This is a genomic window from Bacillus sp. BML-BC051, from assembly GCF_019656175.1.
GTDB lineage: Bacteria > Bacillota > Bacilli > Bacillales > Bacillaceae_G > Bacillus_A > Bacillus_A mobilis.
Map to the genome: position 1 here is coordinate 44,526 of NZ_BPLI01000009.1, position 23,047 is coordinate 67,572.

24 protein-coding genes and 1 pseudogene are annotated in these 23,047 nt (G+C 37.1%); 18 read left to right on the forward strand and 7 right to left on the reverse strand.

Translation table 11 applies throughout. The features are described from left to right. Positions 1-10: 10 nt before the first annotated feature. The 3 genes from K5S59_RS02725 to K5S59_RS02735 form a co-directional block, all read right to left on the reverse strand. Positions 11-658: an MOSC domain-containing protein gene (locus K5S59_RS02725; protein WP_098258096.1), complete on the reverse strand. Its 648-nt coding sequence runs from the start codon at positions 656-658 to the stop codon at positions 11-13. An 83-nt stretch (positions 659-741) separates the two neighbouring features. After that, positions 742-1,284: a transcription repressor NadR gene (locus tag K5S59_RS02730; protein ID WP_000812271.1), complete on the reverse strand. Its 543-nt coding sequence runs from the start codon at positions 1,282-1,284 to the stop codon at positions 742-744. Continuing rightward, a complete protein-coding gene (locus K5S59_RS02735; RefSeq protein ID WP_000973764.1) occupies positions 1,284-2,426 on the reverse strand; it encodes an IscS subfamily cysteine desulfurase in 1,143 nt (380 codons plus the stop codon). Before K5S59_RS02735 ends, K5S59_RS02730 begins: the two co-directional genes overlap by 1 nt. 152 nt (positions 2,427-2,578) lie before the next feature. Between K5S59_RS02735 and nadB the strand changes: the two genes are divergently transcribed. From nadB to K5S59_RS02760, 6 genes and pseudogenes are all read left to right on the forward strand, one after another. Further along, a complete protein-coding gene (gene nadB, locus K5S59_RS02740) occupies positions 2,579-4,108 on the forward strand; it encodes an L-aspartate oxidase (RefSeq protein WP_120450897.1) in 1,530 nt (509 codons plus the stop codon). Positions 4,109-4,127: 19 nt separating this feature from the next. Beyond that, positions 4,128-4,961, forward strand: coding sequence for a carboxylating nicotinate-nucleotide diphosphorylase (gene nadC / locus K5S59_RS02745; RefSeq protein ID WP_001092212.1), 834 nt, complete (start codon positions 4,128-4,130; stop codon positions 4,959-4,961). A 30-nt stretch (positions 4,962-4,991) separates the two neighbouring features. Further along, positions 4,992-6,098 (forward strand): quinolinate synthase NadA, encoded by a 1,107-nt coding sequence (nadA, locus tag K5S59_RS02750; protein WP_000025331.1) that lies wholly within the window; start codon positions 4,992-4,994, stop codon positions 6,096-6,098. Between the two features lie 226 nt (positions 6,099-6,324). Continuing rightward, positions 6,325-6,481 (forward strand): annotated as a pseudogene (gene safA / locus K5S59_RS30635) (SafA/ExsA family spore coat assembly protein); the annotation flags it as partial. Positions 6,482-7,088: 607 nt separating this feature from the next. Beyond that, entirely contained in the window at positions 7,089-8,015 is a 927-nt protein-coding gene (locus tag K5S59_RS30640) for a hypothetical protein (RefSeq protein ID WP_483298342.1), read from the forward strand. Positions 8,016-8,194: 179 nt separating this feature from the next. Beyond that, positions 8,195-8,842, forward strand: coding sequence for a YhcN/YlaJ family sporulation lipoprotein (locus tag K5S59_RS02760; RefSeq protein WP_001093531.1), 648 nt, complete (start codon positions 8,195-8,197; stop codon positions 8,840-8,842). A 33-nt stretch (positions 8,843-8,875) separates the two neighbouring features. Here the strand turns inward: K5S59_RS02760 and K5S59_RS02765 are convergent, their stop codons facing one another. Then, the gene (locus K5S59_RS02765; protein WP_000721247.1) at positions 8,876-9,310 is read right to left on the reverse strand and encodes a hypothetical protein; all 435 of its coding nucleotides are present in this window, start codon (positions 9,308-9,310) and stop codon (positions 8,876-8,878) included. Between the two features lie 445 nt (positions 9,311-9,755). Here K5S59_RS02765 and K5S59_RS02770 point away from each other — a divergent pair, with 445 nt between their 5' ends. The 3 genes from K5S59_RS02770 to K5S59_RS02780 all read left to right on the forward strand — a co-directional run bounded on the left by K5S59_RS02770 (position 9,756) and on the right by K5S59_RS02780 (position 11,724). Beyond that, complete coding sequence (locus tag K5S59_RS02770; RefSeq protein WP_000426921.1) at positions 9,756-10,076, forward strand: ArsR/SmtB family transcription factor; 321 nt, start codon at positions 9,756-9,758, stop codon at positions 10,074-10,076. Positions 10,077-10,143: 67 nt separating this feature from the next. Further along, on the forward strand, positions 10,144-11,073 hold the full coding sequence (locus tag K5S59_RS02775; protein WP_001079926.1) for a DMT family transporter: 930 nt from the start codon (positions 10,144-10,146) through the stop codon (positions 11,071-11,073). Positions 11,074-11,193: 120 nt separating this feature from the next. After that, on the forward strand, positions 11,194-11,724 hold the full coding sequence (locus K5S59_RS02780) for a BofC C-terminal domain-containing protein (RefSeq protein ID WP_097844018.1): 531 nt from the start codon (positions 11,194-11,196) through the stop codon (positions 11,722-11,724). Between the two features lie 13 nt (positions 11,725-11,737). Here K5S59_RS02780 and K5S59_RS02785 read toward each other — a convergent pair whose 3' ends face one another. Beyond that, positions 11,738-12,682, reverse strand: coding sequence for an iron-hydroxamate ABC transporter substrate-binding protein (locus K5S59_RS02785; RefSeq protein ID WP_120450895.1), 945 nt, complete (start codon positions 12,680-12,682; stop codon positions 11,738-11,740). Positions 12,683-12,870: 188 nt separating this feature from the next. On the opposite strand from K5S59_RS02785, the gene ruvA reads away from it, so the two are divergent. From ruvA to yajC, 6 genes are read left to right on the forward strand one after another with little or no spacing between them, the layout of a single operon-like run. After that, entirely contained in the window at positions 12,871-13,488 is a 618-nt protein-coding gene (gene ruvA, locus K5S59_RS02790) for a Holliday junction DNA helicase RuvA (protein ID WP_000464502.1), read from the forward strand. A gap of 5 nt (positions 13,489-13,493) precedes the next feature. After that, entirely contained in the window at positions 13,494-14,495 is a 1,002-nt protein-coding gene (ruvB, locus tag K5S59_RS02795; protein WP_000344467.1) for a Holliday junction branch migration DNA helicase RuvB, read from the forward strand. Beyond that, positions 14,492-14,692, forward strand: a complete 201-nt coding sequence (locus K5S59_RS02800) for a DUF2905 domain-containing protein (protein WP_000138162.1) — start codon at positions 14,492-14,494, stop codon at positions 14,690-14,692. Before ruvB ends, K5S59_RS02800 begins: the two co-directional genes overlap by 4 nt. A 19-nt stretch (positions 14,693-14,711) precedes the next feature. After that, on the forward strand, positions 14,712-15,764 hold the full coding sequence (gene queA, locus K5S59_RS02805) for a tRNA preQ1(34) S-adenosylmethionine ribosyltransferase-isomerase QueA (RefSeq protein WP_000354021.1): 1,053 nt from the start codon (positions 14,712-14,714) through the stop codon (positions 15,762-15,764). A gap of 12 nt (positions 15,765-15,776) precedes the next feature. Beyond that, the gene (gene tgt / locus K5S59_RS02810) at positions 15,777-16,916 is read left to right on the forward strand and encodes a tRNA guanosine(34) transglycosylase Tgt (protein WP_000125362.1); all 1,140 of its coding nucleotides are present in this window, start codon (positions 15,777-15,779) and stop codon (positions 16,914-16,916) included. 27 nt (positions 16,917-16,943) lie between these two features. Then, positions 16,944-17,204: a preprotein translocase subunit YajC gene (gene yajC, locus K5S59_RS02815; RefSeq protein WP_001068068.1), complete on the forward strand. Its 261-nt coding sequence runs from the start codon at positions 16,944-16,946 to the stop codon at positions 17,202-17,204. A 36-nt stretch (positions 17,205-17,240) separates the two neighbouring features. Here the strand turns inward: yajC and K5S59_RS02820 are convergent, their stop codons facing one another. After that, entirely contained in the window at positions 17,241-17,624 is a 384-nt protein-coding gene (locus K5S59_RS02820) for a TIGR04086 family membrane protein (protein WP_000349143.1), read from the reverse strand. Between the two features lie 103 nt (positions 17,625-17,727). Between K5S59_RS02820 and K5S59_RS02825 the strand changes: the two genes are divergently transcribed. Beyond that, positions 17,728-18,375 (forward strand): DUF421 domain-containing protein, encoded by a 648-nt coding sequence (locus tag K5S59_RS02825; protein WP_098258092.1) that lies wholly within the window; start codon positions 17,728-17,730, stop codon positions 18,373-18,375. Between the two features lie 29 nt (positions 18,376-18,404). Here the strand turns inward: K5S59_RS02825 and spoVB are convergent, their stop codons facing one another. Next, positions 18,405-19,964 (reverse strand): stage V sporulation protein B, encoded by a 1,560-nt coding sequence (gene spoVB / locus K5S59_RS02830; protein ID WP_000198303.1) that lies wholly within the window; start codon positions 19,962-19,964, stop codon positions 18,405-18,407. Positions 19,965-20,149: 185 nt separating this feature from the next. Between spoVB and K5S59_RS02835 the strand changes: the two genes are divergently transcribed. Beyond that, entirely contained in the window at positions 20,150-20,434 is a 285-nt protein-coding gene (locus tag K5S59_RS02835) for a post-transcriptional regulator (protein ID WP_000890213.1), read from the forward strand. 270 nt (positions 20,435-20,704) lie between these two features. Continuing rightward, positions 20,705-22,969: a protein translocase subunit SecDF gene (secDF, locus tag K5S59_RS02840; RefSeq protein WP_001119078.1), complete on the forward strand. Its 2,265-nt coding sequence runs from the start codon at positions 20,705-20,707 to the stop codon at positions 22,967-22,969. Positions 22,970-23,047 lie beyond the last annotated feature (78 nt).

Sequence of the window (23,047 nt, forward strand, 5' to 3'; positions counted from 1 at the left end):
GTGGGATTCTTTATTTTAATTTCGCAAGACGATCCTCTAACTGACCACGCCAAATATCGGCTAGTTCTGGAACAGCAAGAATCTTTTTAATGCCATCTTTATCTTTTCTATTATGAAAATAAATTTCGTTAGAGAACAAAACAGAAACGTTGCTCGGTTGACGTTCTAGTAATGTGATTTTTGAATCTTTACGTACAGTACCTTCTTGAAGAACACGGCATAAGTAGCCAGTAAATCCAGTTGCTACAATGCGCGGCAGTATGCCAGGGATGCCAAGACGTTTTGAAATTGTGCTACAAGGTACGCGGGCTTGCGTCACTTGAATGATTGCTTCACCTAGTTGATATGTATCTCCGATGCAAACATCACGTTCTAACATATTTGTTACGGTAATGTTTTCGCCAAATGTGGAAGCTGGAAGTGTTGTTTGAAATTCCTCTTCCCATAGTGCGTAATGCTCATGTGGGTATACACAAACAGCGCGATCAGGTCCCCCGTGATGTTTTAAATCCGCTACATCATCCCCACGAAATCCATCTTTTGAGAGGAAAGCTTCTTCTGCAAGTTCTTTACATATACCTGTTATCATTTCTTTATCTTCGCTATATTTCATTTGTTTCGGTTTGCCAATGCTAAAGTGAACGAGTTCAATTCCCATATTTGATCTCCTTTACGATTGATTACAATATTATAGCATTAAAAAAGCACAGAGAAGGATAAAAACTCTGTGCTTTACATGAATTAATAAACAAGAAATCCTGCTTTATCTAGTGCCTCACAAGCAGCGTCTAACTTTTCTTTTGAATCTGCCTCAATTGTATGTAAGTGAATACCATCTGTTAGTTGCGAAAGATAGGAAGCATTTGTGTTTTCGATTTTTTGTAAATATTGCTCTACATCAAAGCGATTACTTACCATGATGGATGCTGTTAAGTCACCGTATACAGGATGCTCAACTTTTACATCTTTAATCGTAATGCCGTGGTCAACAAGCATTGTAAGTTCCTGACGTACTTCCGCTGGTTTATGTTGGCATACGATTACGCGTTCGAAAGCTTGTTGTTTCTCTTGTGGTTTTAAATATAAATATCCTTGAGCGGTTGCAATAATCGGTTCGTTTCGTGCTTTAAGTAAGGAAATATCTTGCACGATCACTTGTCGACTTACGTTTGTCTTTTTCGATAATTCATTCCCAGATAACGGTTCATTTGCAGCAAGAAGCCACTGAAGGATAAGCTGTCGTCTTTCTTCGCCTAAAATCTTTTTTTGTTCATTTTGTTTCATTATGATTTAACACCTCTATAAAATTGATTTCCAATTGTGTGTAGTGCATGAATAGTAGTATCAATTTGATCTTTCGTTGTTTGTTGTCCGAAAGAGAAGCGGACATATTGTTTCGCCTCTTCATACGTTTTTCCAATTGTAAGCATTGTTTTCGAAGGTTCTTGTTTACCGACTTGGCAAGCACTTCCGGTGGAAATGGCAATACCATGACGATTACATTCTAGCATTGTATATTGACCTTCTATTCCTTTTATTGTAACCCCAATAATATGTGGTAAACAAGAAGTAGAATGACCTTCTACTTGAATTTCTAGAGGAAGTGTTTGTAATCGCTCTAAAAAGTAGGATCGTAACTCTTTAAAACGTAAGCTTTCTTCCTGTTGATTTTTTAATATATTCTCAGCAGCTGTTAAAAAAGATGCGATGCCAGGAACGTTTACTGTACCTGGGCGAAACCCTTTTTCGTGAGAAGTTCCCGGAAATATTTGTGCCCAGCGAACTTGTGGATTTATATAGCAAGCACCGACACCCTTTGGTCCGTATATTTTATGTGCTGAAACAGAAAGACTATCAATTCCCATCTCAAAAACATTGATAGGAAGTTTACCAAATGTTTGCACACAATCTGAATGAAATAAAACGTTATATTTCTTTAAAAGTGCCCCGATTTCTGCGATGTTTTGAACGGTTCCAATTTCAGAGTTTCCGTGCTGTATGCTTGCTAGAACGGTATTTTCTGTAATAGCTGTTTCTAAATCATCTAAATGAATGAGCCCGCCTTCATCAACAGGAATTTCAGTAATTGTATACCCTTCTGATTGTAAGGATTGAAAATAACTTCGAATGGATGCATGCTCCATAGGTGTCGTAATAATATGTTTCTCGCTTCTAGCCTTTAAAAGGGATTGAATCGCAAGGTAGTTGGATTCCGAGCCGCCGCTCGTGAAGAATACCCCTTGTTCCTTTCCACCAATCATGTCAGCAAATGTTTTTCTGCAAACTTGTAGTAAAGAAGAAGCTGTTCCTCCAATATCATGTAAACTTTGTTCATTTCCGAAGTATTGCGATGCTGCTTTCATATATGTTTGTAACGCCTCTTCACTCATAGGTGTAGTAGCTGCATAGTCAAGATATATCATCATGTAAGTTCCTCTCCCTAGTAAGAGTTACATTTCTTGTATTTTTTAAATGGTAGTGAAAATAAGAATTATAAAAAAACTCTTGTCATTATTTTAAAACTATGTAAATATAGGTGTCAAGACAGTTGAAAAGTGTAAAGTAGGAGGCAACGATTATGCCAAGTGCAGATGTCTTAATTATTGGAAGTGGCGTTGCGGCACTTCGTGTTGCGAAAGAGATTTGTCACGAAAAGAATGTGATTATTATCACAAAGGAAACGAATCGTAATAATAATACATATTTAGCGCAAGGTGGAATTGCAGCAGCAGTTGCTACATATGACAATCCAAATGATCATTTTGAAGATACGTTAGTAGCAGGATGTCATTATAACAATGAAGATGTGGTCCGTTATTTAGTCGAAGAAGGGCCGAAAGAAATGAATAATCTCATTGAAAATGGAATGAAATTTGATGGAGATGAAACGGGTCCTCATCTTGGAAAAGAAGGCGCACATCGAAAGCGTCGTATTTTACATGCAGGTGGCGATGCAACAGGAAAGAATTTATTAGAGCATTTCATTCAAGAAGTATCTCCGCACGTTACGGTAGTGGAACAGGAAATGGTGCTCGATTTTATTATAGAAAATGATAAATGTGTTGGAGTTTTAACGAGAACTAGTGAAGGGAAGTTGAAGCGTTACGTTGCAGATTATACGGTGTTAGCAACAGGTGGGATTGGCGGTTTATACGCCTTTACTTCTAACGATAAGACAATTACGGGTGATGGACTTGCGATGGTATACCGCGCAGGCGGGGAGCTCGTGGATTTAGAGTTTGTACAATTTCATCCAACAATGTTATATGTAAACGGGAGATGCTGCGGCCTCGTCTCTGAAGCTGTCCGTGGTGAAGGAGCTGTCCTTATAAATGGAAAAGGGCAGCGTTTTATGATGGATATACACCCGAATCACGATCTCGCGCCGCGCGATGTAGTAGCAAGAGCGATTCATGAGCAGCTTTTGGCGGGTGAAAAAGTGTATGTAAATATCGAGTCTATCCAAAATTTCGAAGAACGTTTTCCGACGGTATCATCATTGTGTAAAAAGAATGGTGTCGATATAAATGAAAAACACATTCCGGTCGTACCTGGTGCTCATTTTCATATGGGTGGCGTGAAAACGAACTGTGATGGAGAGACGTCCATTCCAAATTTATATGCGGTCGGTGAAGTAGCTTGTAATGGCGTTCACGGTGCAAATAGGTTAGCAAGTAATTCATTATTAGAAGGTCTTGTGTTTGGAAAAAGAATAGGACAACATATTTTAACGAAAGCGGCAAAAGACAGATTGAACATCCTAGCTGAGAAGGAAAAGAAGTTTATCGTTTTGAATCATTTGCCGGCGAAGGAAGAAATACAAGAATGCATGATGAAATACGTTGGGATTGTGCGAACAGAGCAAAGTTTATCTTCCGCAAAGAGATGGCTTAGTAAGTACGGTGTTCGAAATATGATCTTACAACATGATGCTCTTACAAATGAAGAGATAACGCTCATTAATATGTTAACAGTCTGTGAGCTTATAGTTGTATCAGCTTTGCAAAGAGAAGAAAGCATTGGTGGTCATTATCGAAGTGATTATCCGGATAGAAATAGAGTAAAAAAAGAGATCGTTCGAGTGAAAAGAAAACTACAACTTGTGTGATGAAGGGAAGAGGGGCTTTATGAACACGATAAAAGTGAAAGAAGCATTAAATCGATTTTTTCTAGAAGATATAGGAGAACGAGATGTAACATCTCAGCTTATTTTTCCAGACAATTTACTTTCAAAAGGAACGTTTCTTGCGAAGGATACAGGGGTCTTTGCGGGGCGTTTAGTAATTGAAGAGGGATTTAAATTAATTGATGAAAGAATTGAAGTGGAGCTTCATAAAAAAGATGGAGATCTTGTAGAAAAGGGCGAAATAATAGCAACTGCGCAAGGACCAATTGCGTCGTTATTAACGGCAGAGCGCGTTATATTAAACGTTATCCAGCGTATGAGCGGGATAGCTACAATGACACATAAAGCTGTGCTTGCTTTAGATAGCGGCCATACACGTATTTGTGATACACGAAAAACAATGCCGGGGCTACGTATGTTTGATAAGTATGCAGTCGTGTGCGGAGGCGGATTTAATCACCGTTTCGGTTTATATGACGGTGTCATGATTAAAGACAATCATATTGCTTTTGCTGGTTCTATTACGAAAGCTGTTACATCGGTGAAAGAAAAATTAGGACATATGGTGAAAGTAGAAGTGGAAACAGAAACAGAGGAACAAGTGAGAGAAGCTGTAGCTGCTGGTGCGGATATCATTATGTTTGATAATCGTACGCCAGATGAGATTCAGGAGTTTTCAAAGATTGTACCAAGTGCCATCGTTACGGAAGCATCAGGAGGCATTATAATTGAAGATTTATCGGAATATGGAAAAACAGGTGTCGATTATATTTCACTTGGAGCGTTAACACATTCAGTGAAAGCACTTGATATTAGTTTCAATATTGAGGCGTAAGGAAAGTGGCTTAGAGGGGGAGAAAGGAATATGAGTATTTTAGAAAACGTACAACCGATTGAAACGATGTTACCAGAGCGTTATTACACGATGACAACAGAAGATATGGAAAAGCGTGTTCGTGAAATTAAAGAAAAAATGGGGAAAACATTATTTATTCCAGGACATCATTACCAAAAAGATGAAGTGGTACAATTTTCTGATGCAGCAGGAGATTCACTTCAGCTTGCACAAGTTGCAGCGAGCAATAAAGAAGCAAAATATATTGTATTTTGTGGTGTGCACTTTATGGCAGAAACAGCAGATATGTTAACGACAGACGATCAAATCGTTATTTTGCCAGATATGCGTGCAGGCTGTTCGATGGCAGATATGGCAGATATCGAACAAACAGAAAGAGCGTGGAAAGAGCTCACAAAATTATTTGGAGATACGATGATTCCGTTAACTTATGTTAACTCTACAGCTGCAATTAAAGCGTTTTGTGGTCGTAATGGCGGAGCAACAGTAACTTCTTCTAATGCAAAACAAATGGTATCTTGGGCGTTTACACAAAAAGAGCGTCTTGTCTTTTTACCGGATCAACATTTAGGAAGAAATACAGCGTACGATTTAGGTATCCCGTTAGATAAAATGGCAGTATGGGACCCGCATACAGATTCATTAGAGTACGATGGAGATATAGAAGAAATTCAAGTGATTTTATGGAAAGGGCATTGTTCGGTTCATCAAAACTTTACAGTGAAAAATATTGAGAATGTACGGAAAAATCATCCGGATATGAATATTATCGTACATCCAGAATGTTGTTATGAGGTTGTTGAGGCTTCGGATTACGCAGGATCAACGAAATATATTATTGATATGATTGAAGCAGCGCCCCTTGGAAGTAAATGGGCAATTGGTACAGAGATGAATTTAGTGAACCGAATTATTCAGCAACATCCAGATAAAGAAATTGTTTCACTTAATCCATTTATGTGTCCGTGTTTAACGATGAACCGAATTGATCTGCCGCACTTATTATGGGTGCTTGAAACAGTAGAAAAAGGAGAAGAAATTAACGTTATTAGCGTAGATAAACAAGTGACCGAAGAAGCGGTTCTTGCATTAAATCGTATGTTAGAGCGTGTGTAAAGCAGCGGGATTTCCGTTGCTTTTTTTCGTACATATAATCATAACGAGAATGAAATGGGCATACATTGTTGTGAAGAAATCATTGCGATTTTTTTATACTTATTCCACTTCGAACTATATTGAAAATAGAAGAAGTGTTAAAAGTGAAAAGAAGTTAACGTTATTTAGAAGATGTTACTTCATGAGATTTGTTACTTATAGATAAGTTATACAGGAGGGGGAAAATTTGAAAATTCATATCGTGCAAAAAGGGGATACCCTTTGGAAAATTGCGAAAAAGTACGGAGTGGATTTTGATACGTTGAAAAATACAAATACACAACTTAGTAATCCAGATTTAATCATGCCAGGTATGAAAATTAAAGTACCATCAAACAGCGTTCACGTAAAACAACATGCTGGAGCAGGTTCAGCACCTCCAAAACAATACGTAAAAGAAGTGCAACAAAAAGAGTTTGCATCAACGCCAACTCCGCTTGGAATAGAAGATGAGGAAGACGTTACGTATCAATCAGCGCCAATTACACAGCAACCTGCTATGCAACAAACACAAAAAGAAGTGCAAGTAAAACCACAAAAAGAAGTACAGGTAAAACCACAGAAGGAAATGCAAGTGAAACCGCAAAAAGAGGTACAGGTAAAGCCACAAAAAGAAGTGCAAAAAGAAAAGCCAATTCAAATAGAAAAACCAGTTGAAAAACCAGTTGAAAAACCGTCTGTTATTCAAAAACCACCGGTTATAGAAAAACAAAAACCAGCAGAAAAAGAAAACACAAAGTTCTCGGTAAATGTATTACCACAGCCACCGCAACCACCAATAAAAGCAAAAAAAGAATATAAAATTTCAGATGTAATTAAAAAAGGAAGCGAGTTAATTGCTCCTCAAATTACTAAAATGAAACCTAATAACATCATTTCTCCGCAAACAAAAAAAGATAATATCATGTCATATCAAGTAAAGAAATAAAGAAAGAAAACGTAGGAAATATCGTGTCACCACAAGTGAAGAAAGAAAATATAGGAAATATCGTGTCACCGCAAATAAAGAAAGAGAATGTAGGAAATATTGTGTCACCACAAGTAAAGAAAGAAAATGTAGGAAATATTGTGTCACCAAATGTATCGAAAGAAAATGTAGTGATTCCACAAGTTATACCGCCAAATATTCAAATACCAAACATCATGCCAATCATGGACAATATCCAACCACCGAATATGATGCCAATCATGGATAACAATCAACCACCGAATATTATGCCAATCATGGATAACAATCAACCACCAAATATCATGCCAATTATGGATAACAATCAACCACCAAACATCATGCCAATTATGGATAATAACCCAATACCAAACATGATGCCGATAATGGATAACAACCAAATGCCAAATATGATGCCGATAATGGATAACAATCAAATGCCAAACATGATGCCGATAATGGATAATAATCAAATGCCAAATATGATGCCGATAATGGATAATAATCAAATGCCAAATATGATGCCAATCATGGATAATAATCAACCACCGAATATGATGCCATATCAAATACCATACCAACAGCCTATGATGCCGCCGAATCCGTATTATCAACCACCAAATCCATATCAGATGCCGTATCAGCAAGGAGCACCGTTTGGACCGCAATATACGTCTATGCCAAATCCAAATATGATGCCAATGGATAATAATATGCCACCGCTCGTGCAAGGAGAGGAAGATTGTGGGTGCGGAGGTGAGAGTAGGCTATATAGTCCGCAACCTGGAGGACCACAATACGCGAACCCTTTATATTATCAACCAACTCAATCGGCATATGCACCACAGCCAGGAACGATGTATTATCAACCAGATCCACCAAATGTATTTGGGGAGCCAGTTTTAGAAGAAGAGGATGAAGAAGAAGTTTAAAAAAGGTGGGATTATTCCCACCTTTTTTGTATGTAGAGCCGTTCTGAAACAGGAAGATTTACACCAGATGTTAGAAAATTCCCAGTGAAATATTAACAGTGTAAAAACCTTCTCTGTTACTCATCATAAGAGGGAGCTTTTCGGAAGAGAAGCTTATTCTAACAGAGGGGGTTTTTGTATTGAATACGAAAGTAAAAGTGATTGCTGCTTCTTTGTTAGTTACCAGTGCATTAGCTGCATGTGGTACACCAAAAGATAACAATGCAATGGATGGACGTAACTACAATTACGAGCGTACATCTTATAATGATACACACCAGTATCGTGATAATGTAACGCGTAATGATCGTTATACAGATTATGTAACATATAGAAATGGTCGTAACGATACAGGATATAACAATTATTACCGCGATGTAAATTACAACGGTCAAATTGCTAATCCACATCCAACACGTAATATTACAATGAACAATTCATACATTAACAATGATGGTAAAACAGCAGAAAGAATAACAAATCGTGTGAAACGTATGAATAACGTAGACCGTGTGTCTACAGTTGTATATGGAAACGATGTAGCGATTGCAGTGAAACCACGTAATCCAGTATCGAATGAAACAGCGCTTGCAAATGAAGTTCGTCAAGCTGTTGCAAATGAAGTTGGAAACAGAAACGTATATGTTTCTGTAAGAAATGACATGTTTACTCGTGTCGATGCAATGAGTACACGACTGCGTAACGGTACAGTTACAAACGATTTCAATCGTGACATAACAAATATGTTCCGAGACATTCGTTACGGTTTAACAGGTACTATGCGATAACAAAACAAAAGAGGAAGGGCTAGCCCTTCCTCTTTATTCATCGTCGTCTTGTAAACGACGTTTTTTTATAAAATAACTAACGGAATAAGAACCTAAAAAGCATATGAAGAGAATACCACCTGTTAAAATAGCTTCAAAGAGAGGTCTTTCTGGACTGAAAATAATATAAATAATAGCCATAACGATTCCTACAATAAGAGAACGTAAAACAATTTTGTAATAAGGAGTTAATTTTATTTCCTTTTCGCTTTCTTCTACATCGATAGAAACGCTTAACTGTAAATAAGAAAGCACAATACTCGTAAGTATAAATAATAGCCATAATGGAGATTTTGTAATTTGATCCATTCCTTCAGTTAATCCGATATAGCCTAAAATGCCAATTATACCGAGTGATTGAAAAAGAAAAGCGATGCGTACGTTTTTTAATGTTTGCAGAATAAGACGTTCATCCTTAATTTTTTTCATAATATCTATCTCCTGTTTATTATAATTTCGCTGTTACATCAATTGTAACATATATATTACATTTATCAATTTATAATTTACATTCAATTCATTTGGATGAAAGAGGAAATAAAATATTTTTATAAACATGTTGCACTTATACGCTATTAATGTTATATTAGCAAAGCGATGAGCTAATTTACGTAAGACGAGAGATATGCTTAAGTGCTAAACACGCGAATGTGGTCGCCTGGTCTCTCGCCGTAAACGCATCAAGACGCCTGCTTTGCAGGCGTCTTTCATTTTATATGAATGTAATGGGAAGAATGGAGAAATCCAAGCTTCCCTTTTTTATTGGAATAAAAGTCGGAAAATAAAGTTATTTACAAGTGTATATGAAAGAGTTACTATTTAACGGTAATATATTACATGTTTTTTAGATATAAAAGGTTGGGATGAATAGGATATGGAGAACTTTGAATGTAGAAATACAGAAGTTGTATTAGAGAAATTTCAGGTCGTAACCCCTATATTTCAGGCGTTGGGAGATGAGAATCGTCAGCAAATTATTATGCTGTTATTAGAAAATAAACAGATGAATGTAACGCAAATAACAGATAAAATGGGGATTTCTAGACCGGCTGTTTCGCATCATTTGAAAATTTTAAGACAGGCAGAACTAATTGTAGCGGATCGAAATGGAAAAGAAATTTTTTATTCTATAATAGCCGGGGAATTTTTAAAACAGGTGAAGGATTTACTTCAAGCAATAGAATCAAATTATTAATTTTTTTTAACTAACACGTAAACAAGTTTAAACTTTTAAACCTGTTTACGTGAAAGGGGGAATAAAAATGAACAGAATAAATCGTATGTATATCATTATGTTGCTTGTTCCGTTATTTTGGGGTGGATCTTTTGCAACAGCAGAGCATGTTATTACTGAAATTCCACCGATTACTGCGGCAACAATTCGTTTTGGTTTAGCAGGTTGTATTTTAATAGGCATCGTGTTTATGAAGTCTGAGTGGAATACGAGTTTGTTATTAAAGAATTGGAAAGGGCTGTTATTTGTATCGTTAACAGGTATTTTTGGCTACAATGTTTTTTTCTTCATGGGACTTAACTATACTTCCACTCTGAATGGATCGCTTATTATTGCTACAATGCCCGTTTTTGTAACATTGGGAGCAATATTGTTTTTTAAAGAGTCTTGGAGTATAAAAGTCGGAATAAGTTTAATTTTTTCCCTTGTCGGTGTAATAGTGGTTATTACGGGTGGTTCAATGCGTATACTTATGTCTTTGTCATTTAATAAGGGAGATCTTTTATTTATAGCTGCTTTAACCTGTGGGGTTTTATATAGCTTAACAGGAAAAAAAGTTATGAGTGGTGTCTCCCCTTTGTTAACAACAATGAGTATGACGGTATTGGGTACTGTGTTTTTAGCAGGCCTTTCTCTATATGAAGATGGGTGGGGAAAGGTTGCAACGTTTTCTTTACAGGGATGGATAGAAATGTTGTATATGGTCGTATGCGGGACGTTAGTTGGATATATCGTGTTTAATAAAGGGGTAGAAGAACTAGGTGCAAGCAAAGCTAGTATGTATTTAAATCTAACTCCTATTGTGGCTACTGGTATATCAGTTATATTGTATGGAGCAGCTGTTACGTGGCAACAAATAGTTGGGATGATAATCGTATTAATTGGGGTTTATATAGCAACGGTACAATCAAATAAAGGTATAAAAAAGTTTTCACGTAATCAATACGTTTCGAAATAGGTAGAAATCATTGCACTCTATAAGTCTTAATGAGAGTAATCTATGAATTAGGGATAAAACCTCCATTTCCGGAAAAACTACTAATGAAAGTTTGATCTTGCCTAAAAGAGGTGAACGGAAATGAGATGGATACTGATTGCGATGCAAGCTTTCGTTATGATGTTTTGCTTAGCTTATGAAACGAGTGCGAGGGCGGAAGGGCCAGTACCAGAAGTAACAGAAAAAGAGCCTGAAGTTACAATTTTATTAGAGCGAATGTATGTTGATGGAGAAGTAAGTGAGGAAATCTTTACAGAAAAAGTGGCGGATTTAGAAAAGTTTTTACAGCAGTATAAAGAATGGCAGCTCGTTGATCGTGATGATGTACAGATCGTATTACAAAAGAAAGTTGATGATATTTCTCCGTTATTAAAGACGAGCGGTTATTTTGGTGTGTCAGAGGAAGGGATATTACAAATTTTCAAAGGTGTACCGAAAAGTGATAATGCGATTCATTCCTTCTTTCAAATTGATATGAAAAAGCTGGAGAGTTATGAGCGTGCGAAATTGAAGCGTGGTATTCGGATTAAATCAAAAGAAGGTTTTGTGAAGACGATTGAAAAAATGAAGCAATACGCAGTGCAAAACAAGAAAAAAAGCAGCTCATGGTGAGCTGCTTTTTTTCTTATTTATTTTTCGCCAAAATTTGTTTTGCGATTTCATCAATTAGCATGTCTTTTCCGATTGGATTGAATGCTTTCGTATTGAAGACTTCATTCGATACTTCGTATACGTGATTATTTTTAACTGCTTTGTTGTCTTTCCAAACGGCACTGTTTTTGTAGTCTTCGTAAACTTTATCAGCTTCGCCGCCAAAGTTTACAATGAACATTTGATCAGGTTGGAATGCAACAAGACCTTCTAGCGATACTTGTGCCATCGTTTGTTTTAAATCTGTACCTTTTGTTGCTGGAAGTTTTAAGTCGTTAAAGATGATGTCACCGTATCCGAAGCTACCGTATACACGGAAGTTTTGTGGTGTAACTGCGACGAACATAAAGTTCTCATCTTTTGTTTTTTCTTTAATTTTTTTAGATAAAGAGTCTGCTTTTTTATCGTAGTCTGCAATCCATTTGTCTGCTTTCTTTTCTTCGTCAAATAGTTTACCTACTTCTTTAAACTTACCGCGCCAGTCTTCTAAGTTTGTTTCTAAAACAACTGTCGGTGCAACCTTTTCTAATTGGTCATAAATCTTCAATTGACGATTATTTAAAATAATTAAATCTGGTTTTAAAGCAGTAACAGCTTCTAAATCAACTTTAGGTGCCCAGTACCAACCTACTGCTTTTACGCCATCTAATTTCTCTGTTAAATGATTTTGTATTTTATCTTTATATGTATTTGCTGTACCAACAGGTTTGTGTCCAAGAAGTAATAATTCTTCTGTTGATCCAGATAAATCAACAATTCTCTTTGGATTTACTGGAATTGTAGCTTCCCCTTTAGCATGTTTTACAACTTTTGTTTTCGGTTGTTCTTTCGTTTTTGCTTCTTCTTTTTGAGAAGAGCAGCCAACGATAGAAAGAACCACTAGCATAATAGTAAATAAAATAAATAACTTCTGTTTCATCCTGATGTAACCCCTTTAATTAATATTGATAATCATTATCGACTTCTGTATATTAAGGTGCTTCGCGCTTTCTGTCAATGGAAAATAACAGAAGTTTCTAATAGAGAACATTTGTTGGGGTAGTCTCGCTTTTCTATCATTAAATATGTTAAAATGGAATACATGATTTAAGAGGGAGAGATCGTATTTTGTTTGAATATGTTACAGGTTACGTGGACTATGTAGGACCGGAATATGTCGTAATTGACCATAATGGAATTGGGTATCAAATTTTTACACCGAATCCGTATGTATTTCAAAGAAGTAAGCAAGAAATCCGTGTCTTTACATATCATTATGTGAGAGAAGATATTATGGCACTTTACGGGTTTAAAACACGTGAAGAGCGTTTATTATTTACAAAGTTGTTAGGTGTATCTGGCATTGGACCAAAAGGCGCTCTTGCAATTTTAGCTTCTGGTCAAACAGGACAGGTCGTTCAAGCAATTGAACATGAAGACGAGAAGTTTTTAGTGAAATTCCCGGGCGTCGGAAAGAAAACAGCGCGCCAAATGATTTTAGATTTAAAAGGAAAACTAGCTGATGTCGTGCCAGATGCATTTGTTGATTTATTCTCAGATACAGAACGTTTTGATGAGAAGAAAGGTTCATCAGTTGAGCTTGATGAGGCGCTGGAAGCCCTGCGCGCACTTGGATACGCAGAACGAGAAGTTTCTCGCGTTGTACCAGAGTTATTAAAAGAATCATTAACGACGGATCAGTATATTAAAAAGGCACTTAGTCTTTTACTAAATGGTAAGAGGTGAGTATAATGGACGAACGTCTCCTTTCAGGGGAATCTGCATATGAAGATTCGGATTTAGAATATTCATTACGGCCACAGACGCTCCGTCAGTATATTGGCCAAGATAAAGCGAAACATAATTTAGAGGTGTTTATTGAAGCAGCGAAAATGCGTGAAGAAACGTTAGATCATGTGCTTCTATATGGACCACCAGGACTTGGTAAAACGACGCTTGCAAATATTATAGCAAATGAAATGGGCGTTAATGTTAGAACAACTTCAGGCCCAGCAATTGAAAGACCAGGAGATTTAGCAGCTGTATTAACAGCGCTTCAGCCAGGGGATGTATTATTTATTGATGAAATTCATCGCTTGCATAGATCGATTGAAGAAGTGCTATATCCTGCGATGGAAGATTTTTGCCTTGATATTGTAATTGGGAAAGGGCCATCAGCTCGGTCTGTACGTTTAGATTTACCGCCATTTACATTAGTTGGAGCGACGACGCGTGCGGGGGCATTATCAGCGCCGCTTCGTGACCGTTTCGGTGTACTTTCAAGATTAGAGTACTATACAGTAGATCAGTTGTCTGAGATTGTAGAACGTACAGCAGAAGTGTTTGAAGTTGAAATTGATTCGTTAGCTGCACTAGAAATTGCAAGACGTGCTCGTGGTACACCTCGTATTGCGAATCGTTTATTACGACGTGTACGAGATTTTGCACAAGTTCGTGGTAACGGAACAGTTACAATGGAAATTACACAAATGGCGTTAGAACTACTGCAAGTAGATAAATTAGGTCTAGATCATATCGATCATAAATTATTGCTTGGTATTATTGAGAAATTCCGCGGTGGCCCAGTCGGGTTAGAAACGGTTTCGGCAACGATCGGAGAAGAATCTCATACGATTGAAGATGTATATGAGCCATATTTATTACAAATTGGCTTTTTACAACGAACACCAAGGGGCCGAATTGTAACGCCGCTTGCATATGAGCATTTCGGAATGGAGATGCCAAAAGTATGACGGAGATGCCAAAATTGCTTATTACAGCAGGTATCTTACTCATTGTTGTCGGATTAGCTTGGAAGTTCATTGGAAGACTTCCAGGCGATATTTTTGTGAAAAAAGGAAACGTTACCTTTTATTTTCCTATCATTACATGTATTGTGTTAAGTATTGTATTATCTTTTATTATGTATATAATAAATCGATTCAAATAAGAAATAGGTGGATATAGTTATGGATATAAATCTGTTTGATTTTCATTTACCAGAAGAACTTATTGCACAAGTCCCGTTAGAAGATCGTGAAACATCAAGATTAATGGTGTTAGACCGTGAAACAGGCGATATTGAGCATAAACATTTTACGGACATTCTTTCTTACTTACATGAGGGGGATTGCTTAGTTTTAAATGAAACGAAAGTTATGCCTGCTCGTTTGCACGGTGTGAAAGAAGATACAGGCGCACACATTGAAGTACTTCTTTTAAAACAAGAAGAAGGCGATACGTGGGAAACGCTTGTTAAGCCAGCGAAACGTGTAAAAGAAGGAACTGTTATCTCTTTTGGCGAAGGGAAATTAAAAGCAACTTGTACAGGAACTGCAGATCAAGGTGGACGTCAGCTTGAATTTTCCTATGACGGCATCTTCTATGAAATTTTAGATGAACTTGGGGAAATGCCACTTCCTCCATATATTAAAGAGACGCTAGAAGATCGCGATCGCTATCAAACAGTATATGCGAAAGAGATCGGCTCAGCAGCAGCGCCAACTGCAGGACTTCATTTTACAGAAGAGTTACTGGAGAAGTTAAAACAAAAAGGCGTCGGGTTAGCTTTCATTACACTTCACGTAGGGCTTGGAACATTTAGACCAGTTTCTGCCGATACGATTGAAGAACACCATATGCACGCAGAATATTACCATATGTCTGAAGAGACAGCGGCATTATTAAATCGTGTGAAAGAGAGTGGTGGACGTATTATTACGGTAGGTACGACTTCAACTCGTACGCTAGAAACAATTGCGACAGATCATGATGGCAAGCTTTGTGCTGCTTCGGGCTGGACAGACATTTTTATGTATCCAGGTTATGAATTTAAAGCAATTGATGGTTTAATTACAAACTTCCATTTACCGAAATCAACATTAATTATGCTTGTAAGTGCATTTGCGAACAGAGATAATGTACTTCATGCTTATAATGAAGCAGTAAAAGAAAAATATCGTTTCTTTAGTTTTGGTGATGCAATGTTCGTTGCATCTCACGCTAAAATGGGAAACAAATAAAAGGAGTAAATTATGACAGCAATTCGTTATGAATTTATTAAAACTTGTAAACAAACAGGTGCCCGTTTAGGACGCGTACATACGCCGCACGGTTCATTTGATACACCAACATTCATGCCAGTTGGTACACTTGCAACAGTTAAGACAATGTCACCAGAAGAATTAAAAGCAATGGATTCTGGCATTATTTTAAGTAATACGTATCACTTATGGCTACGCCCAGGTCACGAAATTATTCGTGAAGCAGGTGGTTTGCATAAATTTATGAACTGGGATCGTGCAATCTTAACGGATTCTGGTGGTTTCCAAGTATTCAGTTTAAGTGACTTCCGTCGTATTGAAGAGGAAGGCGTTCACTTCCGTAATCACTTAAATGGAGATAAATTATTCTTATCACCAGAAAAAGCGATGGAAATTCAAAATGCATTAGGATCAGATATTATGATGGCATTTGATGAGTGTCCACCATTCCCAGCTACTTTTGAATATATGAAGAAGTCTGTAGAGCGTACAAGCCGCTGGGCAGAACGTTGTTTAAAAGCGCATGAACGTCCACAAGATCAAGGCTTATTCGGTATCGTACAAGGCGGAGAGTTCGAAGAGCTTCGTCGTCAAAGTGCAAAAGACCTTGTTTCAATGGACTTCCCTGGTTACGCTGTAGGTGGTTTATCTGTTGGAGAACCAAAAGATATTATGAACCGTGTACTTGAGTTTACAACACCACTTCTTCCAGATAATAAGCCACGTTACTTAATGGGAGTAGGTTCTCCTGACTCATTAATCGACGGTGCAATTCGTGGTATTGATATGTTTGATTGTGTACTTCCAACTCGTATCGCTCGAAATGGTACATGTATGACAAGTGAAGGCCGTCTAGTTGTAAAAAATGCGAAATTCGCAAGAGACTTTGGTCCGCTTGATCCAAATTGCGATTGCTATACATGTAAAAATTACTCTCGTGCGTACATTCGTCACTTAATGAAATGTGATGAAACGTTCGGAATTCGTTTAACGTCTTATCACAACCTTCATTTTCTGTTAAACTTAATGGAGCAGGTGAGACAAGCTATTCGTGAAGACCGTCTTGGCGATTTCCGCGAAGAATTCTTTGAACAGTATGGCTTTAATAAACCGAATGCTAAAAACTTCTAATACATAATTTAAAAGGAGGAAAAAAAGATGAATCCAGGTATGATGAATATCGTTATGATCGTTGCGATGTTTGCGATTTTCTATTTCTTATTAATTCGCCCGCAACAAAAGCGTCAAAAAGCAGTTGCTCAAATGCAAAGTGAGTTATCAAAAGGTGATGCTATCGTAACAATCGGTGGTTTGCACGGTACAATCGAATCAGTAGATGATACGAAAATCGTTATTAAATCTGGTGGTTCACACTTAACTTTCGATCGCAATGCGATTCGTGAAGTTGTGAAAAACTAATGAGGAAGGCCCTGCATGAAATGTGCAGGGCTTTTTTTAGTTATTTTGTTTTGACATATTTACCCCGAAAATACCACCGAGTGTACTCGCCCCCATTAATGCTAATTGATAAAGTAACTGTGAGTTCGATAAAGTTTGAGAGAAGCCTAAATAGTTAACTAGAAAAACAAGTATAGCGAATGTAAGACCTGTTGTGAAACCTACTAGCCAACCTTTCCCTTGTGCCTTTTTGCCGGCAGTAAATCCGGATATAAGCATAGATAAAAGAGCAAGTATGAAAATAGTAACGGCTAATGTGCCTTCATTCATATCTGTAAACTTTAATAAAAGAGCCATAACCATGCTAATAATTGTTGCCAGAATTAATAAGGTAATGATACCAAAGCCGATTGCAGTTGATAATTTTTTCGTTCCATCCATTTATACATTCCCCCTTTTTAATACAAGCATATTTTCTTTTTGCTGAAGTTAGACTAGTTTATTTTTTATAGGGGAGTCTATATGTAAAAAAGGAGATGTAGAAATGGAATGGGTATCAATCATTGGCCGGACGATGCTTTTGTATATCATCATATTAATTATTTTTCGTCTTATGGGTAAACGTGAAATTGGAGAGCTAAGTGTATTAGATTTAGTCGTATTCATTATGCTTGGTGAAATGGCTGTAGTCGCAATTGAAAATACCGATAAATCACTTTGGCACCAATTAGTTCCGATGACTTTTCTTATGTGCATACAAATCATTTTGTCAGTCATTTCATTAAAGTTTCAACGATTTCGGCATTTAATAGAAGGTGAGCCGGCTATTCTTGTAAATGCGGGAAAGATTGATGAAAAGAAGATGAGAAAGCAACGTTATAATATAGATGATTTAATGATGCAGTTAAGGGAGCAGGGAGTCGGAGATGTACGGGATGTAGAATACGCTATTTTAGAACCATCTGGGAAGTTATCTGTCTTTCAAAAACAAAAAGGTAAACAGGATGTATTGCAGTTTACTCTTCCTCTTATTATTGATGGAGAAATTCAATCGAATCATTTACAAATGATTGAACATACAGACGAATGGCTCATTGGCAAATTAAAAAACTTAGGTTATAACGATATCAAACAAATTTTATACTGCAGCTTTCAAAATGGACAATTTTTTGTTGATTTGAAAGAAAACTAGAGGCTTACTATATGAAATAGTAAGCCCGTTTACTTCAAAAATGAAAGTTTTCGAATGATTGGAAGTCGACTTAACTCTTCTTTTCGAATGAGTTTGAAAGTGAAGAGGAGGATAATATAAACGATTGTTGTTAAAGTGATTTCCCATAATGTTTGTACGCCGAGTGAATGAGAGAAAATCATATATTTATGAAGGTAAAAACCGAAAGCGCCTGCGATGCCGATAGCAAGTCCACCGAAAATATAGTCCTTTGCATAAATGGTAAATGTAATTTTCTTTAAAACAGTAGCGTAATGAAGGAATGTTACCGTTACTATATTTGCAGCGATAGCGAGTGCAACCCCCATCATCTGAAAATCTGGCCTTGAAGCTAGTACAAAAATAACAATTAATTTCACGATTGCGCCAATAAATGTATTCATCATCGCAGCCCGTGCTAAGTTTAAAGCTTGTAAAACAGAGGTAAGTGGACTTTGAAAGTAATGAAATAAAAAGCAAGGTGCAAGAAGCTGGATGAATGCTGTTGCACTATCTGATCCATACATAAGAGTTAAAACAGGAGAAGCAAACACGTATAATATAACAACTGACCACCCACCAGTAATTAATGCAATGCGAAGAGCTTGTTGTAGGCGGTGTTCCACTAATTTATGCTGTCTTTTGGCCATCGCTTCACTAATAGATGGAACGAGTGCTGTAGAAAGAGCGTATGTAATAAAGGCTGGCAGTGATAATAGCGGGAAGGCATAACCGTTTAATATACCGTATTGCTGGGTTGCGACAGAGGCAGCAACGCCGGCAATCGCTAAGCTTTGCATAACGACGATAGGCTCAAAGAAATATGAAACGGAACCGATTAAACGACTTCCTGTAGTCGGAAGAGCGATATCCATAAGAGAATAAAATGTCCCTTTGCTTTCCTTTACAGTAGTGAAAAATCCAGAGCGTATAGATAAATGTTTTTCGCGCTGAAATAAAGTGAGTAAAAATAATAACGATGCAACTTCGCCGAGAACGGCTGATAACATAGCGCCAGCTGCAGCATATTCTACACCGTAAGGTAAAAATAACTGAATGCATATAGCGATAATTGTAATGCGGACAACTTGTTCTATAACTTGGGCGTAAGCACTAGGTTTCATGTTTTGTTTCCCTTGGAAATAGCCGCGTAAAACAGAAGAAACGGCAATAACAGGAACGACAGGTAAAATGGCCATTAATGGATAGTACGTTCTTTCATCAGTTAATAATGTTTTTGCTAAAATAGGTGTGAGGAGCATAATTCCAATTGTTAAAATGATACTAATAACGGATGTAACTGCTAATGATACTGTTAATATTTTTTTAACTCTTTGTTTATCATTCACAGCTTCTGCTTCTGCTACAAATTTTGCGATTGCGACAGGAAGGCCGATTTGTGTTAATGTAATTGCTAGAATGAATGTAGGAACGGCCATCATATAAAGGCCAACGCCTTCTTCTCCTAAAATACGTGCCATTACAATCCGGTTAATAAATCCAAGGATTTTGGTAATAAAGCCGGCAATCATTAAAATAAATGCGCCTTTTAAAAAGCTTTGTCTCGTCATGGTCTTCTCCTACCTTCTCAAAATCAGTGGAATGATTTACAATAATTTATATGCACGTACGAGACAAGAATGACAAGCATTTGAGAGAGTGAAGTATGATTGTGCTCTTGAAAGTAGTTATTGCTGTCCATTAGAGCGGGATTAAAAGCGACTTTTCGTGCTGAAATAAGAAGGAGATGTTATGTATGTTAGAAAAAGAGGCTTTGGTAGAATCATACCGCGGACAGTTACAAGTCGTTTTAGAAAGCAAAGTAGAAGAGTTCCACATGTTCGGTTATGACCGAGTAACAGATGATGACATTTGGAAGTTTCTTAAAGTGAAAAAGTGGAAGAAGATAGACAGTGATGTTAGATTGTATGAATTAGTTAATGACGTATTAAGAGTAAGTGCTAATGAATATATGACTTATTTAACTGTTGAAGCATATCAAGCGCCACTTTGGTCATTTGATGAATATGAAAATAAATAACCGACTGCAATTGGTTTGTTCTTCCTTTTGCAGTATAATGATAGGTATTGATAATGAGGAAATGATTATGTCTAAGATTATATATAAAGGGGGTAGTGAAGAGAAAAAATAAATAATGAAAGTGTAGGTATTGTGAAAAACTTACCGACACAGCTAGTGATGAACTAGCAAAATTATAGAAAGGAAGTCTACTAACTAGGCGTATGCACACGTGTAAAAGTGAATCGTAAGAGATTTATTTAAAGTGTTAGTAGCAGAAAGAGGGTACATATGGCAAAGCGTGGTACGAGAATTGCCGCCTTTTTCCTCATCGTTTTATTAATCGGTGGAGTAATTGGTGCGGCAGGAAAAGACATAGCAAAAGGAATTAGTCTAGGACTAGACCTTCGCGGTGGTTTTGAAATTCTGTATGAAGTAAAACCAGCCAAAAAAGGTGATAAAATCGATCGAGACGTACTTGTAAGTACAGTAGGTGCTCTGGAAAATCGTGTCAATGTTCTTGGTGTAAGTGAGCCGAACATTCAAATCGAGGGGCAAGATCGAATTCGTGTACAGCTAGCTGGTGTACAAGACCAGCAAAAAGCACGTGAAATGTTATCAACGCAAGCGAAATTAACATTCCGTGATGTAGATGATAACCTTCTTATGGACGGAACGGATTTAAAAGGCGGCGGAGCGAAGCAAACATTTGATGAGCAAGGTCGTGCGAGCGTAGGTCTTACACTAAAGAGCGCTGAAAAATTCCGTGAAGTAACTGAAAAAATTTCAAAAATGCCACCACCAACGAATTTAATGGTAATCTGGCTAGACTTTGAAGAAGGAAAAGATTCGTATAAAGCAGAATCTGCAAAGCCGAATCCGAAGTTCTTATCAGCAGCAACAGTAAGCCAAGTGTTTAATCAAGCTGAAGTATCTATTGTAGGTGGAAACTTCACAGTTGAAAGTGCGAAGCAGCTTTCATCTTTATTAAATGCAGGTGCACTTCCTGTTGATTTAAAAGAAATGTATTCAACATCTGTTGGAGCGAAATTTGGTCAACAAGCGTTAGAACAAACAATTTTCGCTAGTGCGATTGGGATCGCTCTTATTTTCTTATTTATGCTTGTATTCTACCGTTTACCAGGAATTGTAGCGGTTATTATGTTAGGCTTATATATTTTCGTTACATTACTTGTCTTTAACTGGATGCATGCAGTTCTTACGTTGCCAGGTATTGCGGCGTTAGTGCTCGGGGTAGGTATCGCAGTTGATGCGAATATTATTACGTACGAGAGACTGAAAGAAGAGCTGAAAATTGGTAAGTCAATGATGTCAGCATTTCGTGCTGGTAACCATCGTTCATTAGCAACAATTCTAGATGCGAACATTACAACACTTGCAGCAGCTGGCGTGTTATTCGTTTATGGTAATAGCTCTGTAAAAGGATTCGCAACAAGTTTAATCGTAAGTATTTTAGTTGGTTTCGTTACGAACGTATTTGGTACTCGTTTCTTACTAAGTTTACTTGTAAAGAGCCGTTACTTCGATAAAAAACCAGCATACTTTGGTGTGAAACAAAAGGATATTATTCCATTAACAAAAGGTGTAGTACATCCACCGACAAGATTTGATCGTATTAACTTTGTAAATATCGGTCATAAATTCCTTGTTTTCTCGATTGTAGTTGTAATTGCAGGTGCAATTATACTACCAATTTTCAAATTGAATCTTGGTATTGATTTTGCGAGTGGTACACGTATCGACTTGCAATCAAAACAAGCACTTACTGTGTCTGATGTTCATAAAGACTTTAAAGAATTGAAAATTGACGTGAAGGAAGAAAATATTGTACCGACTGGGGATGACAATAAAGGATTCGCAGTTCGTACATTAGGTGTTCTATCAAAAGATGAAATTGCGAAAACAAAAACATTCTTCCACGATAAATATGGTACAGATCCAAACGTAAGTACAGTTTCACCGACAATCGGTAAAGAAATCGCACGAAATGCATTTATCGCAGTATTAATCGCTTCTGCGGTTATCATTTTATACGTAAGTATTCGATTCAGATTTACGTACGCATTATCTGCAGTACTTGCATTATTACATGACGCATTCGTTATGGTTGTTATATTTAGTATTTTCCAATTAGAGGTAGACTTAACGTTTATCGCTGCAGTGTTAACAATCATCGGTTATTCTATTAATGACTCAATTGTTACATTTGATAGAAACCGTGAATTATACAAACAGAAAAAACGAGTTCGCGATATAAAAGACTTAGAAGAAATCGTAAATGCAAGTATTCGCCAAACACTTGGTCGTTCGATTAACACCGTATTAACAGTGCTATTCCCAGTAATTGCGTTACTTATCTTCGGTAGTGAGTCACTACGTAACTTCTCGTTTGCATTACTTGTTGGATTAGTTGTAGGTACGTACTCTTCTGTTTTCGTTGCTTCTCAAATTTGGTTAATGCTTGAAAACCGTCGTTTGAAAAAGGGCAAAAACAAGAAAAAGGTTGAGAAAGTAGAATCTGAACCGCAAGTATAAAAAAGATGATGTCTCTTTATGAGGCATCTCTTTTTTCGTTTGTGGATACAATAAGATAGCAACTTTTTAACAGAAGGA

Bases quoted from the DNA above. Each gene is read 5' to 3' on its own strand.
- K5S59_RS02725 (WP_098258096.1), bottom strand. From the start codon at position 658: ATGGGAATTGAACTCGTTCACTTTAGCATTGGCAAACCGAAACAAATG.
- K5S59_RS02730 (WP_000812271.1), bottom strand. From the start codon at position 1,284: ATGAAACAAAATGAACAAAAAAAGATTTTAGGCGAAGAAAGACGACAG.
- K5S59_RS02735 (WP_000973764.1), bottom strand. From the start codon at position 2,426: ATGATGATATATCTTGACTATGCAGCTACTACACCTATGAGTGAAGAG.
- nadB (WP_120450897.1), top strand. From the start codon at position 2,579: ATGCCAAGTGCAGATGTCTTAATTATTGGAAGTGGCGTTGCGGCACTT.
- nadC (WP_001092212.1), top strand. From the start codon at position 4,128: ATGAACACGATAAAAGTGAAAGAAGCATTAAATCGATTTTTTCTAGAA.
- nadA (WP_000025331.1), top strand. From the start codon at position 4,992: ATGAGTATTTTAGAAAACGTACAACCGATTGAAACGATGTTACCAGAG.
- K5S59_RS02765 (WP_000721247.1), bottom strand. From the start codon at position 9,310: ATGAAAAAAATTAAGGATGAACGTCTTATTCTGCAAACATTAAAAAAC.
- K5S59_RS02770 (WP_000426921.1), top strand. From the start codon at position 9,756: ATGGAGAACTTTGAATGTAGAAATACAGAAGTTGTATTAGAGAAATTT.
- K5S59_RS02775 (WP_001079926.1), top strand. From the start codon at position 10,144: ATGAACAGAATAAATCGTATGTATATCATTATGTTGCTTGTTCCGTTA.
- K5S59_RS02780 (WP_097844018.1), top strand. From the start codon at position 11,194: ATGAGATGGATACTGATTGCGATGCAAGCTTTCGTTATGATGTTTTGC.
- K5S59_RS02785 (WP_120450895.1), bottom strand. From the start codon at position 12,682: ATGAAACAGAAGTTATTTATTTTATTTACTATTATGCTAGTGGTTCTT.
- ruvB (WP_000344467.1), top strand. From the start codon at position 13,494: ATGGACGAACGTCTCCTTTCAGGGGAATCTGCATATGAAGATTCGGAT.
- K5S59_RS02800 (WP_000138162.1), top strand. From the start codon at position 14,492: ATGACGGAGATGCCAAAATTGCTTATTACAGCAGGTATCTTACTCATT.
- queA (WP_000354021.1), top strand. From the start codon at position 14,712: ATGGATATAAATCTGTTTGATTTTCATTTACCAGAAGAACTTATTGCA.
- tgt (WP_000125362.1), top strand. From the start codon at position 15,777: ATGACAGCAATTCGTTATGAATTTATTAAAACTTGTAAACAAACAGGT.
- yajC (WP_001068068.1), top strand. From the start codon at position 16,944: ATGAATCCAGGTATGATGAATATCGTTATGATCGTTGCGATGTTTGCG.
- K5S59_RS02820 (WP_000349143.1), bottom strand. From the start codon at position 17,624: ATGGATGGAACGAAAAAATTATCAACTGCAATCGGCTTTGGTATCATT.
- K5S59_RS02825 (WP_098258092.1), top strand. From the start codon at position 17,728: ATGGAATGGGTATCAATCATTGGCCGGACGATGCTTTTGTATATCATC.
- spoVB (WP_000198303.1), bottom strand. From the start codon at position 19,964: ATGACGAGACAAAGCTTTTTAAAAGGCGCATTTATTTTAATGATTGCC.
- K5S59_RS02835 (WP_000890213.1), top strand. From the start codon at position 20,150: ATGTTAGAAAAAGAGGCTTTGGTAGAATCATACCGCGGACAGTTACAA.
- secDF (WP_001119078.1), top strand. From the start codon at position 20,705: ATGGCAAAGCGTGGTACGAGAATTGCCGCCTTTTTCCTCATCGTTTTA.